The organism is Microbacterium sp. A20, from assembly GCF_004794515.1.
In the GTDB taxonomy this organism is placed as follows: domain Bacteria; phylum Actinomycetota; class Actinomycetes; order Actinomycetales; family Microbacteriaceae; genus Microbacterium.
Genome location: NZ_SSDF01000080.1, coordinates 1 through 15,500, shown reverse-complemented (window position 1 = coordinate 15,500; position 15,500 = coordinate 1). Strand labels below are relative to the sequence as shown.

At 67.9% G+C, this 15,500-nt stretch carries 15 protein-coding genes and 1 pseudogene; 12 read left to right on the top strand and 4 right to left on the bottom strand.

The window, feature by feature from the left end; translation table 11 throughout:
* The first annotated feature begins 225 nt into the window (after window positions 1-225).
* The 6 genes from DW298_RS10760 to DW298_RS10735 are packed head-to-tail and all read left to right on the top strand — an operon-like array spanning window position 226 to window position 6,098.
* Entirely contained in the window at window positions 226-1,191 is a 966-nt protein-coding gene (locus DW298_RS10760) for a CocE/NonD family hydrolase (protein ID WP_136042478.1), read from the top strand.
* Window positions 1,188-2,594: a dihydroorotase family protein gene (locus tag DW298_RS10755; protein WP_136042477.1), complete on the top strand. Its 1,407-nt coding sequence runs from the start codon at window positions 1,188-1,190 to the stop codon at window positions 2,592-2,594. Before DW298_RS10760 ends, DW298_RS10755 begins: the two co-directional genes overlap by 4 nt.
* Before the next feature lies 1 nt (window position 2,595).
* The gene (locus DW298_RS10750; RefSeq protein WP_105668873.1) at window positions 2,596-3,570 is read left to right on the top strand and encodes an LLM class flavin-dependent oxidoreductase; all 975 of its coding nucleotides are present in this window, start codon (window positions 2,596-2,598) and stop codon (window positions 3,568-3,570) included.
* A gap of 40 nt (window positions 3,571-3,610) precedes the next feature.
* Window positions 3,611-4,438, top strand: coding sequence for an ABC transporter ATP-binding protein (locus DW298_RS10745; RefSeq protein ID WP_136042476.1), 828 nt, complete (start codon window positions 3,611-3,613; stop codon window positions 4,436-4,438).
* Window positions 4,435-5,268, top strand: a complete 834-nt coding sequence (locus DW298_RS10740; protein WP_136042475.1) for an ABC transporter permease — start codon at window positions 4,435-4,437, stop codon at window positions 5,266-5,268. Before DW298_RS10745 ends, DW298_RS10740 begins: the two co-directional genes overlap by 4 nt.
* Complete coding sequence (locus DW298_RS10735; protein WP_105712150.1) at window positions 5,265-6,098, top strand: ABC transporter permease subunit; 834 nt, start codon at window positions 5,265-5,267, stop codon at window positions 6,096-6,098. The genes DW298_RS10740 and DW298_RS10735 overlap by 4 nt, the downstream gene beginning before the upstream one ends.
* A gap of 245 nt (window positions 6,099-6,343) precedes the next feature.
* Here DW298_RS10735 and DW298_RS10730 read toward each other — a convergent pair whose 3' ends face one another.
* Both DW298_RS10730 and DW298_RS10725 read right to left on the bottom strand, forming a co-directional pair.
* Window positions 6,344-6,601: a type II toxin-antitoxin system RelE/ParE family toxin gene (locus tag DW298_RS10730; RefSeq protein ID WP_136042474.1), complete on the bottom strand. Its 258-nt coding sequence runs from the start codon at window positions 6,599-6,601 to the stop codon at window positions 6,344-6,346.
* Window positions 6,598-6,867, bottom strand: coding sequence for a type II toxin-antitoxin system Phd/YefM family antitoxin (locus tag DW298_RS10725; RefSeq protein ID WP_136042473.1), 270 nt, complete (start codon window positions 6,865-6,867; stop codon window positions 6,598-6,600). Before DW298_RS10725 ends, DW298_RS10730 begins: the two co-directional genes overlap by 4 nt.
* A 171-nt stretch (window positions 6,868-7,038) precedes the next feature.
* Here DW298_RS10725 and DW298_RS10720 point away from each other — a divergent pair, with 171 nt between their 5' ends.
* Window positions 7,039-9,081, top strand: coding sequence for a P-loop NTPase fold protein (locus DW298_RS10720; protein ID WP_168429454.1), 2,043 nt, complete (start codon window positions 7,039-7,041; stop codon window positions 9,079-9,081).
* 53 nt (window positions 9,082-9,134) lie between these two features.
* On the opposite strand, the gene DW298_RS10715 is transcribed toward DW298_RS10720, so the two are convergent.
* Window positions 9,135-10,211: an ABC transporter substrate-binding protein gene (locus DW298_RS10715; protein WP_136042471.1), complete on the bottom strand. Its 1,077-nt coding sequence runs from the start codon at window positions 10,209-10,211 to the stop codon at window positions 9,135-9,137.
* Window positions 10,212-10,404: 193 nt separating this feature from the next.
* Here DW298_RS10715 and DW298_RS10710 point away from each other — a divergent pair, with 193 nt between their 5' ends.
* Genes DW298_RS10710 through DW298_RS10690 form a run of 5 tightly spaced genes read left to right on the top strand, consistent with a single transcriptional unit; the run spans window position 10,405 to window position 14,701 of the window.
* Window positions 10,405-11,409, top strand: a complete 1,005-nt coding sequence (locus DW298_RS10710) for an alcohol dehydrogenase catalytic domain-containing protein (protein ID WP_136042470.1) — start codon at window positions 10,405-10,407, stop codon at window positions 11,407-11,409.
* A gap of 30 nt (window positions 11,410-11,439) precedes the next feature.
* Window positions 11,440-12,630 carry a CoA transferase gene (locus tag DW298_RS10705; RefSeq protein ID WP_136042469.1) on the top strand — a complete coding sequence of 397 codons (1,191 nt, stop codon included), beginning with the start codon at window positions 11,440-11,442 and terminating at the stop codon, window positions 12,628-12,630.
* Window positions 12,630-13,493, top strand: coding sequence for an amidohydrolase family protein (locus DW298_RS10700; RefSeq protein ID WP_105712145.1), 864 nt, complete (start codon window positions 12,630-12,632; stop codon window positions 13,491-13,493). Before DW298_RS10705 ends, DW298_RS10700 begins: the two co-directional genes overlap by 1 nt.
* 21 nt (window positions 13,494-13,514) lie before the next feature.
* Window positions 13,515-14,357, top strand: a complete 843-nt coding sequence (locus tag DW298_RS10695) for a hypothetical protein (protein ID WP_136042468.1) — start codon at window positions 13,515-13,517, stop codon at window positions 14,355-14,357.
* Window positions 14,354-14,701: a hypothetical protein gene (locus tag DW298_RS10690; protein WP_136042467.1), complete on the top strand. Its 348-nt coding sequence runs from the start codon at window positions 14,354-14,356 to the stop codon at window positions 14,699-14,701. Before DW298_RS10695 ends, DW298_RS10690 begins: the two co-directional genes overlap by 4 nt.
* Window positions 14,702-15,000: 299 nt before the next feature.
* On the opposite strand, the pseudogene DW298_RS10685 reads toward DW298_RS10690, so the two are convergent.
* Window positions 15,001-15,500, bottom strand: a pseudogene (locus tag DW298_RS10685) (hypothetical protein); the annotation flags it as partial.

Genomic DNA, 15,500 nt, shown 5'->3' with positions numbered 1-15,500 from the left:
CCGGGAGACGAGGACGGGAAGGGGCGCAAGAGCGAGCACGTTCGCAGTCCAGGTCGGGACCACCGACGTCGGCCAATCGGGTCGACGTGATGCGGTCATGCTAACGCGGATTCTGGATCCAAATCAATACTGGATTCTGGATCCAAAATAGGTCAAGATGAGAAACGCCCCACCGCAGCGGCACAGTTCGCCGATCGCGACGCCGCGTTCAGCCGAGAGGAACCCATGCAGACCACACCCGTCTCGTACTTCAGCGAGGGTCAGCGCATCTCCGCCGTGTGGCGCACCCCCGACCACGTGGGGCCGTATCGTGCGATCGTGCAGGGGCCCGGCTGGCTCGGGCTCAAGGACGCCAAGCTCTACGTCCGCTACCACGAGGCCCTCGTCGAGGCCGGCTTCGCCGTGCTCGTGATCGACTACCGCGGCTTCGGCGACTCCGAAGGCGACCGCGGCTACCTCTCGCCGGCCTGGCAGTTGCAGGACCTGGTGAACGCCGTGACCTACCTCACCACCCGCGACGACGTGATCGCCGACGCGATCGGGGTGTTCGGCACCGGCGGCACGGGAGGCGGCAACGCGGTGCTCCTCGCCGACGCCGACCCCCGCATCAAGGCCGCGGTCAGCCAGGTGCCGGTCGCCGACGGCGAGGACTGGCTGCACCGCATGCGCAGCGAGTACGAATGGCTCGACTTCCAGAACTCCCTCGCCGAAGACCGCCGTCTGCGCGTCACCTCGGGGGAGGGGCGGATCGTGCACCCCCGCGAGGAGATCATGATCCCCACTGCTGAACGCCGTGCCACCAAGATCAAGGCCGATGTCGACGACCGCATCCCCACCGCCGTGCCGCTGGCGTGCGCCGAGGGCATCATCGCCTACCGGCCGATCGAAGCCGCGGCCCGCCTGACCACGCCGCTGCTCGTGATCGGCGTCGAGGGCGACGCGACCACCCCGACCGATCACGCCGAGGCGCTGTACGAGGCCGCGCGCGGCCCGAAGCAGCTGATCATGCAGCGGCACACCACCCACTACGCCGCGTACGACGCGTACTGGGAGCAGACCACCCCGGTGATTGTCGGCTGGTTCGACCAGTACGTGCGGCCGGCACATCTCATCCACCGTTCTTCGCCGTCGCCCGCGATCGGCGAGTCCGTCACCACCGAATCCGTTCAGAAGCAGGAGGTCGCGCCATGAGCGTTGATCTGAAGATCACCGGCGGCACCGTCGTCACCCCCGCAGGCCCGGTCGTCGCCGACCTGCTCGTCGCCGACGGCAAGGTCGCCGGCATCGTGGCCGCCGGCACCGACATCACCGCCGAGCGCACGGTCGACGCCACCGGCAAGCTCGTGCTCCCCGGCATGGTCGACGTGCACGTGCACACCCGCGAACCCGGCTACGAGCACAAGGACGACATCTACACGACGAGCCTGCAGGCCGCGGCCGGCGGCGTCACCACGATGTTCGGGATGCCGAACCTCAAGCCGCCGACCACCGACGTCGCGACCCTGACCGACGTGTTCCACCGGTACGAGGAATCGTCGATCGTCGACTGGAACCACAACCCAGCGCCGACCAAGTTCGATGAGATCGCCGGCATGAGCGAGATGGGCATCCGGGCGTACAAGATCTACATGGTCGTCGACACCGGCCGCGACTACCCGCACCCCTCCGGCACCGGCATCCACAACCACGGGCACCTGCTCGAGATCATGGATCACATCGCCCAGACCGGCAAGCGCTTCATCGTGCACCCGCACGACCAGGCGCTCATGGACTACATCGAGGGTGCCTACCTCGCCCGCGGCGAGAACACCCCGGAGGGCTACGCGTCTGCCTACGCCGCCCGCGAGGGAGTGATCTGGGACACCGCGATCGACGTCGTGCTGCGCCTCGCCGAGGCCTCGGGCTGCCCGGTGCACATCGCGCACATCCAGACCCGGCGTTCGATCGAGGCCGTGCGCCGCGCCAAGCAGAACGGCATCGACGTGACCTGCGAGGTGAACCACTGGGCGCCGTTCCTGTCGACCTGGAACGACGTCGAGACCCTCGGTCCGTACGCGCTCAGCTACTGGGTGCCCGACGACAACCGCGCGGCCGTCTGGGAGGGCATGCGTGACGGCACGATCGACATCGCCGCGAGCGACCACGCCCCGCACACCCGCGAGGAGAAGGAGGTCGGCTGGACGCAGATGTGGAGCTCGCACACCGGCACCCCCGGCATCCAGTACTACTACGAGCTCATGCTCGACGCGGTGAACAAGGGCGAGCTCGACCTGCAGCGCGCGATCGACATGGTCGCCCACATCCCCGCCGCCAAGTTCGGCCTCGAAGGCGTCAAGGGTTCGCTCACGATCGGGGCGGATGCCGACATCGTGATCGCCGACCTCGCCGAGGAGTGGACCATCACGAACGACGGCGTGCTGTCGAAGATCGGCTGGACCCCCTACGACGGGCGCACGATCAGCGCCCGCATCCAGCGCACCCTCGTGCGCGGTGTCGACGTCTACGTCGGCGACGAGGTCGTCGGCGATCGCACATTCGGAAAGCTCGCCGCATCGGCGGAAGACAGGGCGGCATTCGCCGCGGAAGGGAACTGACATGAAATTCGGACTGCTGCTGCCGCACTTCGGCGAGGAGGCGAGCAAGGAGAAGCTCCTGGAGGGATCGAAGCTCGCCGAGAGTTTCGGATTCGACTCCGTCTGGGTGCGCGACCACCTGGTGTTCGAGCCGCACGGCGAGATGGAGAAGCCGAACCGCACGTTCTACGACGCGCTGACGACCCTCACCGCCATCGGCGCCGTCACCGACAAGATCGAGCTCGGCACCGGATCGCTCATCCCGTTCCGTCACCCGCTGGTCACGGCCCTGATGGCCGGCACCATGACGCAGCTGCTCGGCCCGCGCCTGATCCTCGGCTTCGGCGCCGGCACGTTCGACCACGAGTTCGACGCGATCGGCTGGGGAGACCTGGACCGCGTGGAGATGGTGCGCTCGAACGCCGAGATCCTGCGCCGGGTGTTCACCGAGAACGACGTCACCTACGACGACGGCATCTTCAAGTTCGAGAACGTCACGATCGAGCCGAAGCCCGTCGGCGGACGCATCCCGTTCTGGTACTGCGGCGCGACTCCGCGTTCGGCCCGTCTGGCGGCGGAGTTCGCCGACGGATGGATGCCGGGACGCACCGGGCTGCTCACGATGGAGAAGCGCATCAAGACCATGCGCGAGATGACCGACGAGAACGGCCGGCCGATGCCGACCATCGCCGTCATCCCGCCCACCTCGATCGAGGACACCCGCGAAGAGGCGCTCAAGCACGTGAACATCCCGGGCCTTCTCGCCTGGGCGAACAAAGCCAAGTTCGCCGTGAAGCCGCCGTCCGGCAGCTTCGAGACCGTGGAGGACCTGGAGGGTCAGCTCATCGTGGGCAGCCCCGACGAGGCGGTCGAGCAGATCAAGCGGTTCGAGGAGGTCGGCACCGAGCACCTCGTGTTCGACTTCCGCTTCAAGTTCGATCGGTTCTTCGAGCAGATCGAACTCCTCGGCACCGAGGTGCTTCCTAAGCTGCGATAAGCCGCGCACCGACGCGCGGCGATGAGACGAGAGGTCGACGATGACTGACGTGAACGACACCGCACGGGACTCGGCGGATCCGCTGATCTCGGTCACCGGGCTCTCGGTGAGCTACGACGTCGCGCGGACGGGAAAGAAGCTGATCGCGATCGAGGACGTCGACCTCGACGTGTTCGAAGGTGAGTTCATCACGGTGCTCGGCCCGTCGGGGTGCGGAAAGACGACGTTCATGAACGTCATCGCCGGCCTCGTCGCGCCGAGCACCGGCTCGGTCCTCGTCGATGGGAAGCAGGTCGACGGCCCTGGACCCGACAGGGCCGTCGTCTTCCAGGACTATGCGTTGCTACCTTGGCGCACCGTGTTCGACAACGTGAAGTTCGGGCTCGAGATGCAGAAGGGTCTGCGCACGGCCGACTGGCGTGCGAAGGTGCAGGAAGCCATCGACATGGTGGGGCTCAAGGGATTCGAGTCGTCGTATCCCCGTGAGCTCTCCGGTGGCATGCAGCAGCGCGTCGGCCTCGCTCGCGCGTTCGTCGCCGAGCCGCGCATCCTGCTGATGGACGAGCCGCTCGGCGCCGTCGACGCCCTCACCCGTGAGGTGATGCGCGACGAGATCGAGAAGCTCATCGAGGCGACGGGCAAGACCGTCCTCTTCATCACGCACTCGATCGAGGAGGCCATCCTCCTGGGCGACCGCATCGTCGTCTTCAAGAGCCACCCCGGCGCGATCAAGGAGATCATTACCACCGGCATCCCGCGCCCTCGGTCGGAGCGGTCGGTGCAGCACGATCCGCGCTTCCTCGAACTCCGCGACCACCTCTGGGAGGCGCTGGAAGGTGAGGCCACAGCGGCGGCGGTGTCGAAATGACCGCACTCCTCGCCACCGGTCCCAACCTCGGCCGGGGTGGTGTCGCCGCCTGGCTCGCGGGTCTGAGCGCCCGCGGGAAGGCTGCGGTCATCGCGATCGAGGTCGTCATCCTCCTCGTGCTGTGGCAGCTGGTCGTCGGGGTGTTCGGATGGATCAGTCCCGTCTTCCTCCCGCCGCCCCTCGCCATCGCGCAGGGCTTCGGCGAAATCGTCGCGAACGGCTCGCTCGCCGCCAACGCCGGTATCTCGGTGCAGGCGTGGCTGACCGGCTTCGCGCTCGCGGTGGTCGTCGGCATCCCCGTCGGGCTTCTCATGGGGGCCTCGCTTCCGGTCGACCGGGTGATCGGCCCGATCGCGTGGACCATCTACGCGACACCGTCGATCGCCTATCAGCCGCTCGCGAAGGCGTGGTTCGGCTTCGGGATCGGCCCGGTGATCTTCCTCGTGACGATCAGCGCGATCTTCCCGATCCTGCTCAACGTCGCGGCGGGCATGCGCACCACGAACCCGTCGATCATCCGCGCCGCCCGCGTGTACGGTGCCGGACGGATGCGGCTGTACCGCTCGGTGTACCTGCCGTCGACGGTGCCGTTCCTGTTCGCGGGTCTGCGGCAGGCGGTCGTGCTCGCCACGATCGGCATGGTCGTGGCCGAGCTCGCCGGTTCGTCCAGCGGCATGGGCGCGCTCATCATCCGCGCCTCGAACACCTATCAGACCGACCAGGCTTTCGCCGCGATCGCGGTGGTCGTGCTGTGGAGCGTGGGCATGACCCAGGTGGTCACGGTCATCGAGCGCGGGGTCGCGCCGTGGACGAGGAAGGGCAAGCGATGAGTGTCGTCTCGGCAACCGGAACCGTCCGCATCGTGCGGCCGCGGCGGGTGGTGCGCGCGGGTGAGGGCAAGTGGACGCTGCTGCTGATCGGCGTGATCGCGGCGGTGCTGCTCCTCTGGGAGGCGGCCGTCAGCTGGTTCCACTGGATCCCCGAAGCCTTCCTGCCCGCGCCGACCGCGGTGGCTGTCGCGTTCGGGCAGCTCATGGTCGATCCGGAGTTCTGGAGCGCCTTCGCGTTCAGCGTTACCAACCTCCTGATCGGACTCGCGATCGCGATCGTCGTCGGTGTGGTCGTCGGTCTCGCGGTCGGCTGGTCGCCGGTGCTGCGCTTCATGGTGGCGCCGTTCCTGTGGGTGCTGTATTCGACGCCCAAGGTCGCGCTCGCCCCGCTGTTCATCCTCGGGCTCGGGCTCGGCAGCGAGTCGAAGATCGCGCTCGTGATCCTGCTGGCGGTGTTCCCGATCCTGCTGAACACGATGGAGGGCGCCGTCACCGTGAACCCGTCGCTCGTCAATGCGGCCCGGGTGTACGGCGCGAAGGGGATCGGGCTCGGATGGAAGGTGATCTTCCCCGCCACGCTGCCGTACAGCCTCTCCGGCATCCAGCGCGGTGCGGCTCTGGGCTTCACGGGAGAGGTGCTCGGAGAGTTCCTCGGCGGCACTGGCGGCCTCGGCCACCTGCTCGAGTTCGCGGCGTATCAGTTCCGCATGGACGAGGCGATCGCGATGGTCGTGGTGATGGTGATCATCGCGAACCTCACGCTGCTGCTCATCTCCGTGCTCCGCCGCCGGCTCGCGCCCTGGTACGACGAGCGCAAGATCGTCGGCTGACCGGCACCATCCGCCCGAGCCCCACCGACTCGCGACCCCCGTCTCATGCGCGACGGGGGTCGGGTCTTGTCCCCCCACCTGAGGGGTCAAGATACGCCGTAGGCGCACCCGCGCACGCGGCGTGTTCTGACTCCTCGCGCGTGGGGGTGTGCGGTGGAGGCGGTGGTTCCCGTCGTCTGGCGCAGCTTCGATGACGACGCTGAGGCGGTGCCACTGTATCCCGCCGGAGTCATGGAGCTGTTCGCTCAGCGATAGATCTCGCGGCGATGCCCGGCGGCGAGCACGAGCACGACCAGACGATCGTCTTCGATGTCGTAGATCACCCGGTAGTCGCCCACGCGGACGCGCCACGCGCCATCGCTGTTGATGAGCATCTTCGCCGCAGGCGGTCGAGGCTCTTCGGCCAGGAGTTCGATCGTCGCTTGCACGCGACGCCGGGCCTGCGGATCCAGCTTCCGCAACTGCCGCTGTGCCGGCGCAGCGACGTCGATCCGGTAGCTCACACGAGCCCCAGTTCCGCCTTCACTTCCTCCCACGGTACGGGGATCGCTTCGGTTTCTTCAGCCTCGCGGCGTGCGGCGACGGCGGCGGCCGCGTCCTCCGCGTCCTCAGCGAGCTCCCGCAGGCGATCGAATTCATCTGCATCGACGATGGCGACGACGCGGCGTCCGCGGCGGGAGAGGAACACCGGCTCGTGCATGAGGTGCGCGCGATCGACGAGCGCACCGAGTTGGCTCTTGGCATCGGAGACGGGCAGCACATCAGTCATGGACTAATAGTACCAAACGATCAAAACGATCGTATAGATCGCGAGTGTCGTCCCACCCGATGTCGCGCGTTCTGCCCGGGGTCCAGCGAGATCGAGTTCGATCGGGTCGAGAACTCATCGCCGATATATTGTCAACTCATGGGGGAAACACAGTCATGGTCCGACGACCCGTTGCATCGCATCGACCAGGACAGGTTTGGCAGGTCGCCGTTCGCGGGGCTCGTCGCGAAGACCATCGACGCGGTGCCGGTGGGTGCTACCAGTACGGTGTTCGGACTCGTCGGGCGATGGGGTAGTGGGAAGTCCTCAGTTGCCGCGATGATCGCGGAGTCGCTTCCCGATTCATGGATCGTGCAATCATTCACACCGTGGGCCGCCTCTGGTGCAACAGGGCTGCAGCTCGAGTTCGTCTCTGCGCTCGACAACGCGCTCGGCGGGCAACTCGAGTCCGAGCTGTCCGCTCGCGAGGCGCTCAAGAGATACATCGACTGGGCGCGTCCGCTCCTGTCGTTTGTCCCGGGCGGAGGGCTAAGCGACCTGGCCGGGGCCGCGGGAGACAAGGTCGTCAGACGGAAGCCGTGGTCCGAAGAGTTCGAGGCGATGGCGGCGTCCCTTGAGCGGGTAGCGAAACGGGTTCTCATCGTTTGCGACGACATCGATCGGCTCGACTCGGCCGAGCTGTTGGAGTTCCTCAAGGTGGTTCGACTTCTCGGCCGCTTTCCGAACGTGCACTACCTGGTCGCCTACGATGCCGACACCGTGGAGGACCTGCTGGCATCCGAGGGCATTGGCGGGCGGACAAGTTCCTTCATGGAGAAGATCGTTCAACATCCGTTCGAGCTCCCTCAGATCAGCACGGCAACTCGTTGGCATCACGTCTCGGCGTCCATCGGCCGTGCGATCGAGCAGCAAGGCGTGTTGCTGGAGGAGCATGAGCTATCGCGCTACTCCTTGCTCGTTGACAGCCTGACAGACGGACTCGTCACGCCGCGGCAGATTGCTCGATACGAGCAGCACCTCCGTGTGCTCTCGGAACTTGTGCCCGGTGAGGTGGATCTCCTGGACTTCGCCGCGCTCGCGTACCTGCGGCTCAACCACCACGAGGTATACGAAGCTCTCCCTCTGTGGGCACCGCAGCTGCGAGAGGGCATCAGCACGAAGCGAGAGGGAGACGGCCTCACCGACCAGGAATGGAGGTCGCGGATCGAGGACTCGACGAGAAGGGTGGACGTCTCCGGGGCATGGGCAGCAGTGCGGTTCCTTTACCCTGGTCTGCGAGCAGAGGGCGCGATGCTCCACCCTCGCGCCTTTGCCGACGAGCGCTATCAGGAGCGGTACTACAGCCTCGGCGTGCCCGAGAACGATGTGTCTGATGTCCTGATCGCGCGGGTCATGCGGTCGCTCGTGGGAACCTCTCGTGAAGCCGTCGCCGATTCGGCCGTCGCCTCGATCTTCGGCGCCGCGCAGCCATCCGTGGTGCGGATCGCGGTGAGGAAGCTCCGCGAGGAACGCTCGAGAACGCTGAGACCCGATGATCGTGTCGCCGACCTGATCACTTTCCTCTTCGCACGCTACGTCGAGGCAGAGCCGCGACGTGCGCATCCGGACTCATCCGCAGACGACCTCTTGACCTGGTTGAGCGAGGAAGTCTGTCGTGGTTACTCGAGGGGGGAATTCGATCGCGACCGGATGCTGCAGGTGTTCGGGGAGGTGCACGCGCTGAGCATCTTTATGCGAGCGCAGGCTCTGCAGAAGGAAGGCAGGAGTCTAGACGGCGCGACCCTCTTGCTCGTCGACGTCGCCGGTCATCTCGCGGACGGGCTCGCCGCTCCCGGCGCCATCGCCGGCGAAACGGCGGAGACGCTGAGGCTCAAGCTCTCTCTGATGGCAAGTATCAACGGCCACAAGGGACTCGTGTCCATCCTCGACAAGAACGTCGATGGCGACGCGGCAGCGTTCGAGCTGGCGGCAGTCGCGATGGTCGGGACGACTCATCGATTCAACGGGAATGTGTCGATCGGCGAACTGGAGTTCGACATGCAGACATGGAACGCGGTCGTTTCGCCGGAGGTGCGTGCGCGTATGACCCCGCAGCTTCCGGATGATGTTCCAGCTGGCAAACCGGACACGTTGGACCTGTCGGAGAGCAACCGTCGTCGGTTCGCGCTGGCGCGGGTCCGGCAGGACTCGCCCGAGCCTGTGCCCTCGATGTGAAGAGGCCCCACCGCCATGCGCAACGGTGGGGCCTCTCTTGTGAGCAAGCGGGGTCAGGGGTACGTCAGCGTCGCCGGGCCCTCGTTGTCGAGGGCCAGAAGCTCCTGCGCCTTGCGGAGGTAGACGAGCTGGCTGTCGTCGAACTCCAGTGGCTCCAGCTTCTGCGTCTCGATGGTGGTGTCCCACGCCTCGCCGTCGAAGTACAGGTTCGGGCAGGCGAGGTGACCGTCGAGGATCCAGACGCTGTCCGACTCCCGCAGCTCCGCGACGTCGAAGTCGTTGGCCTCGTAGATGTCCAGCGCCTCCTCCGCGTTCTCGGGGAACTCGCCGGGCGCGGGCGCCGTCATGAAGTCGGTGCCCTTGAGCGTGGCCCGCAGGAACCGGACCAGGCTGTTCGGGTTCTCCTGCGCCCACCTCGTGCCGGCGATCTGCACGTCGTTGGCCCAGTTGCGCAGCGACTCCACCACGATGTTCGCGCCGTGCTCCTCGAGGGCGGCGCGGTCGTCGGCGTAGAACGGCTGCAGCGTGATCTTGTCGTTGACGAAGAACTCCGTCCACGACTCCGATCCGGGCCCCGGGTAGACGACCTCGGCGTCGATCGACGAGACGTCCCAGCCCTCCTCCTTCAGCACCTGCGCCCGCTGGAACTCGGCGGGGTCACCCGGAGTACCGGCGAGCACGATCGAGGTGCCGTCCAGATCGTCGACGCTCTTCACGTCGGACTGCACCGCGAAGTCGAAGTTCTGCCGGCAGTAGTGGCCGGAAACCAGGTCGATCTCGACGCCGCCGCGGATGGCATCGATCACGGTGCCGGTGGATTCGACGCCGATGTCGGCACTGCCGCTGGCGACCGCGGCCGTGACGTTGTCGGCGGTGATGACCTCGACGGTGAGGCCCTCCTCCTCGTAGTAGCCGAGGTCGCTTGCGAGGGTGAACATCGAGTACATCGTGATGTCGGGGAAGGGGATGGCCACCGTGATGTCGGTGTCTTCGGCGGCTCCGGGTTCGCCGTCGCCGAGGTCGACGGGTTCTGCCGGTGTCGGTGTCGGCGCGGCGCAGGCGGCCAGCAGCGTCAGTGCTGCGGCTCCTCCGGCCACGGCGATGCCGAGTCTGTTTCGTGTCGTGCGCATGACTCTCCATTCGGGCAAGTGCGTGCGACTCCTCCGTGGAGTGGGGCGCCTCACGCGGATTTTGGGATACGGTATCCAATTTGGGATCACGTGTCCACGGTTTGCGGGATATCGTGCTCGAACAGGGTCTAGACGGCCGTGATGAAAATTGGATACAGTATCCCAAACAGATTCCCGCGATGAAGAGGTGAAGATGCGTGCCGCCGTGCTGAGCCGTCATGACCTGGACGGGCTGACCGTCCAGGAGGCGGCCGAGCCGACGCCCGGGGAGGGCGAAGTGCTCGTGCGGGTCGACACCGTCGGCGTGAATCAGCTCGACCTCAACGTCATCGCCGGCATCGGGCCGGGGGCGCAGGCGCAGCTGCCGCGCATCCTCGGCATAGACCCGGCGGGCGAGATCGTCGCCGTCGGGGCGGGTGTCGACCCGAGGCGCATCGGCCAGACCGTCGTCGTCAAGCCGAACATCGCGTGCGGCACCTGCGCGCACTGCCTGGCCGCAGACGAGGCGAACTGCCCGGCACAGACCGTCGTCGGCGTGCACCGCGACGGCGGAGCGGCCGAGTTCGTCACCGTCCCCGCCCGTAACGCGATCGACCGTCACGGCCTCGACGCCGCGCAGGCGACCGCCGTGGTGCACAGCGCGTCCATCGTCATCAACGCCGTCCGCACCGTCGCGCTCGCCGCAGGCGACCGCGTGCTGATCACCGGCGCCGGCGGCACACTCGGACGTGCGGCGGTGGCGATCGCCCTCGCCCGCGGCGCCGATGTGGTCGCCGCGTCACGCCGGGAGATCGCGCCGCTGGGCGACGAGCAGATCATCCACGCGACGGATGCGGCCGCTCTGGCGACGGCGCTCGACGGGGGAGAGGGCTTCGATGTCGTGCTGGACGTGTCCGGGCATGCCCCCACCCTGAGCGCGGGGATCTCCGCGCTCCGCTGGGGCGGCAGGGCCGTGTTCTGCGCGGCATCCGTCGACAGCGACCTGCGCATCGACTCCCGCGACTTCTACCTGCGCCGCAAGCAGCTGTTCGGTGTCGCCAGCGCGCGCTACGCCGACGTGGCCGAAGCGCTCGCGCTCGCCGGGTCGGGGGCGCTGCCCTCGCTCGTCGGCACCCGCTACGCGTTGGACGACATCGCCACGGCGTATCGCGATTTCCCCCGCAAGGGCGACGGGAAGGTCGTCGTCGATGTGCGCTGACCGCCCTCGGTATCGAAGAGGAGACCTGAAGTGACGATTTCTGCATCACCCGGCGCGGGAGCGCTGGCCGGGATCCGCGTGGTCGAAACGGGCCAGTACATCTCCGGCCCGTTCGCCGCCAAGCTGCTCGCCGACCTCGGGGCCGACGTCGTCAAGGTCGAGTCGCCCGAGGGCGACCCGATGCGCCGCTGGGAGGGCCGCGCGACGATGAGTCCGCAGTTCGCCGCCTACAACCGGGGCAAGCGCGGGGTGGTGCTCGACCTCAAGAGCGCCGAGGGGCTCGCTGCACTGTTCGGCCTGGTAGACGACGCCGACATCGTGCTCGACAACTTCCGCCCCGGAGTGGCCGAGCGGCTCGGCTTCGGTCCCGAGGCGCTGCATGCCCGCAACCCGCGGGTGATCACGTGCTCGATCACCGGGTTCGGCCCGACCGGTCCCGCCGCGAAGCGGCCCGCGTACGACACCGTCATCTCCGCCACCGGCGGCATGTACAGCCAGGTGGTCCCGGCATCGACCATCCGTCCGCTCGGACCGGCGTTCTCCGATCTGCTGTCGGGGATGTCGGCCGTGCAGGCCGTGCTCGCCGCCCTCCACGCCCGAGATGTGAGCGGGGTGGGGGAGCACGTCGAGGTGACGATGGTGGGGGCGCTGCTCGACTTCCTCACCGAGTCGGCGTCGGCATTCCTCGAGACCGGCCAGGTCTCCTCGCCCGACTCGCGCCCGCGCCGCGCGCAGGCCTACGCCTGCCGCGGGTCGGACGACAAGGCATTCGTGATCCACATGTCGGTGCCCGAGAAGTTCTGGACCGGCCTGCTCGACGTGCTCGAGCGGTCCGACCTCGCCGACGACCCCCGCTTCTCGACCCGCGAGGGGCGCGTGCGCAACTACGACGAGCTCGACGTCGTGCTCAAGGAGATCGCCGCCACCAGGCCCCGCCAGTACTGGCTCGACCGGCTCGCCGCGCACGACATCCCGCACGGCCCGTTGAACACGATGGGCGACCTGTTCGACGATCCGCAGATCGCGAGCATGGGGCTGGTGGAGGAGATCGACGGGCCGGACGGCGCTCTGCGCGTGCCGGTGCCCAGCATCCGATTCCAGCGTTCCGGTCGGCCGGAGCTGCGGTACGCGCCCGGGCTCGGCGCCGACACCGAAGCGTTGACCGGATTGCGGTCCGGATCCGATCCCGAACCCGCACGAGCGAAGGAAGGGGCAGCCTGATGCCCGGTATCGACGACCTCGTCGCGATCGACGTCCACACCCACCCGCAGACCGAGGAGTTCATCGCGGCGATGGGCCAGCGGCACTCGCAGATGTCGGCGCACTTCGGGCGGGAGCGGCCGGTCGTGTCGTTCGCCGAGCAGGCCGACCAGTACCGCGACCGCAAGATGATGGCCGTGATCGTGAACTCCGACTCCGAGACCACGAGCGGCATCAAGGGTGCACCGAACGACCTCCTCGGCAAGGCGCAGCAGGACCACCCCGACGTGTTCCTCGCCTTCGCCGGCATCGACCCGTGGAAGGGCGAGGCCGCGGTCGCCGAGATCCGTCGGATGCACGCCGAATACGGCATCAAGGGCGTCGGCGAGCTCAACCCTTCGCGGCAGAAGTTCCTGGCGAACGATCGGCGGTTCTTCCCGATCTGGGAGACCTGCGCCGAACTCGGACTCGTGGTCATGTTCCACTCCGGATTCCCCGGGGCCGGTGCGGGCACTCCCGGCGGCGGCGGGTATCGGCTCGAGAACGCGCGGCCCGTGCCGTACATCGACGACGTGGCCGCGGAGTTCCCCGAGCTGAACATCATCAGCGCGCACCCGGCGTGGCCGTGGCACCTCGAGAATCTGGCGATGGTGTGGCACAAGTCGAACGTGTACCTCGACCTGTCCGGCTGGGCGCCGAAGTATCTGCCGCCCGAGGTGGTCCGCTACGCCGACTCGCTGATCTCCGACCGGGTGCTGTTCGGGTCGGACTGGCCGGTGATGACCGCCGACCGCTGGATGGCCGAGTTCGACGAGCTCGGGCTCAAGGAGGAGTCGCGCCGGAAGATCCTGCTCGACAACGCACGCAAGCTGTTCCGGCTGTGAGCGCGATGGAAGGAGCCGATCGTGGCTGAACTGGTGATGGCCGCGGCGACCCCGCACAATCCGCTGCTGTGGCGGGCGATGCGCGAGCCGATGCCCGACGATCTCGTGCAGGTGGAGGCGAACTTCCGCCGCATCCGCGAGGCGATCACGGATGCCGGAGTCGACACGCTCATCGTGCTCGGCACCGATCACGTGCGGCAGTTCTTCTCCGACAATTCGCCCGCGTTCATCGTCGGCAAGGCGGCGTCGTACCACGGCACCTATGAGAACGAGGTGCGCACCTTCGGCATGGAGTACGCCGAGCTGACCGGCAACCCGGAGTTGGCGACGCAGATCACAGGCCGCGAGGTGCTGCCCGAGACGATCGACTTCTCGGTCTCGCACGAGTGGCGGCTCGACCACAGCTTCGTGCTGCCGCTGCAGTACGTGCGGCCCGAGCTCGACCTGCCGATCGTGCCGATCCACGCGAACTCGATCCTGCCGCCGCTGCCGACCGCCGCACGCTTCGCCGCTCTCGGACACCACCTGCGCACCGCGGTCGATTCCTGGGACAGCGACGCCAGGGTGGGACTGCTCACCTCGGGGCACATGGCCACGGATGTCGGCGGGCCGCGCACGTTCAACGGCTCGCCCGACCCGGAGTTCGACGCCGAAGCGGTGGGGTGGATGCGCGACGGCGACCTCGACGGAGCCATCGCCGGATGCCGCTACGACCGCATCATGGCGGCCGGCAACGTCACCTATCAGTACGTGAACATCGTGGCCGCGCTCGCCGCGATGCAGGGGCGTCCGGCCGAGCTCGCGGAGGCGACGACTTCGCGCTTCGCCTCCAGTCCGTTCTTCCTGTGGAGGGCCGCATCGTGAGCCGGTACATGATGAACAAGTTCATCCGCGCTGTCGAGATGAGCACCGCGAACGTCGACGCCTACGTCGCCGACACCGAGGGATTCGTCCACGCCTGGCTCGCCGGGGGAGCGGGGCCCGACGCGGTCACCGACGACCGGATGCTGACGCCCGAAGAGCGCGAGGCGTTCGTGAACCGCGACTACGGTGCGCTGTACGGGCTCGGAGCGCACCCCTATCTGCTGTGGCACTTCACCGAAGCGGTCTACGAGCACGAGTACACCGAGGGCTTCGGCTGGCGTGACCTCGTCGAGCGGTACCGCGCCGCGATCATCCCGCACGGCGAGGTCGACGACATCCCCTGATCCGTTCCGGGCGCTCCCGGGCCCGGCACTCCGTCGGGCCCGGCGGTTCCGTCGGAGATTCGCAGCTCCCTCGGCCACTTTCCCGCAGAGAGGCCGAGGGAACTGCTGTTCTCCGAGCGGACTGCGGCCGCGGGGAGGGCGCGACGGATGCCCCGTGGTGGGGTCCACGGGGCATCCGCCCTTGTGGCGCCGGCGTCGAGCGACGAGCTGGGGACCCGTCGGAGTGGGGATGGACGCGGCGGCGCACCGGCGGTGCGGGGTCTCCTCCCCCGAGGACGACCGCACCACCGGCGTCTTCGCTACGCCATCAGCCGACGGCGTCGCAGGAGTCCCGCGCCTCCGAGGAGGAGCAGGGCTGCGGCGAGAGCGATCAGTCCTTCCGAGGGAGCTCCACCGGTCATGGCGAGTCCTTCCGCCTGCCCGGCGGTCACCGCGCCAGAAGCGGCGGTGGCGGCACCGGACGACGTGCCCGGGTTCGTGCCGGGGTCAGTTCCCGGGTCCGTGCCGGGGTCGGTTCCCGGGTCGGTCCCGGGGTCGGTTCCCGGGTCCGTTCCGGGATCAGTACCGGGGTCGGTCCCCGGACCGGTGCCCGGACCGGTCACCGTCGCCTCGCCGACCACCGAGATGGCGTTCCCACCGATCGTGATCGGCAGCGTCACGGGCAGTCCCAGCTGGGTGCCGCCGAGGATGCCGTCGTCTCCGGTGGTGGTGTTGCCTCCGGTGGGGGTGGTGGGTGCCGCGGTTCCGCCGGTGCCGGTGCCGGTGACGGTGGCGTCGTCGAGGGCGGAGATCGCGTTGC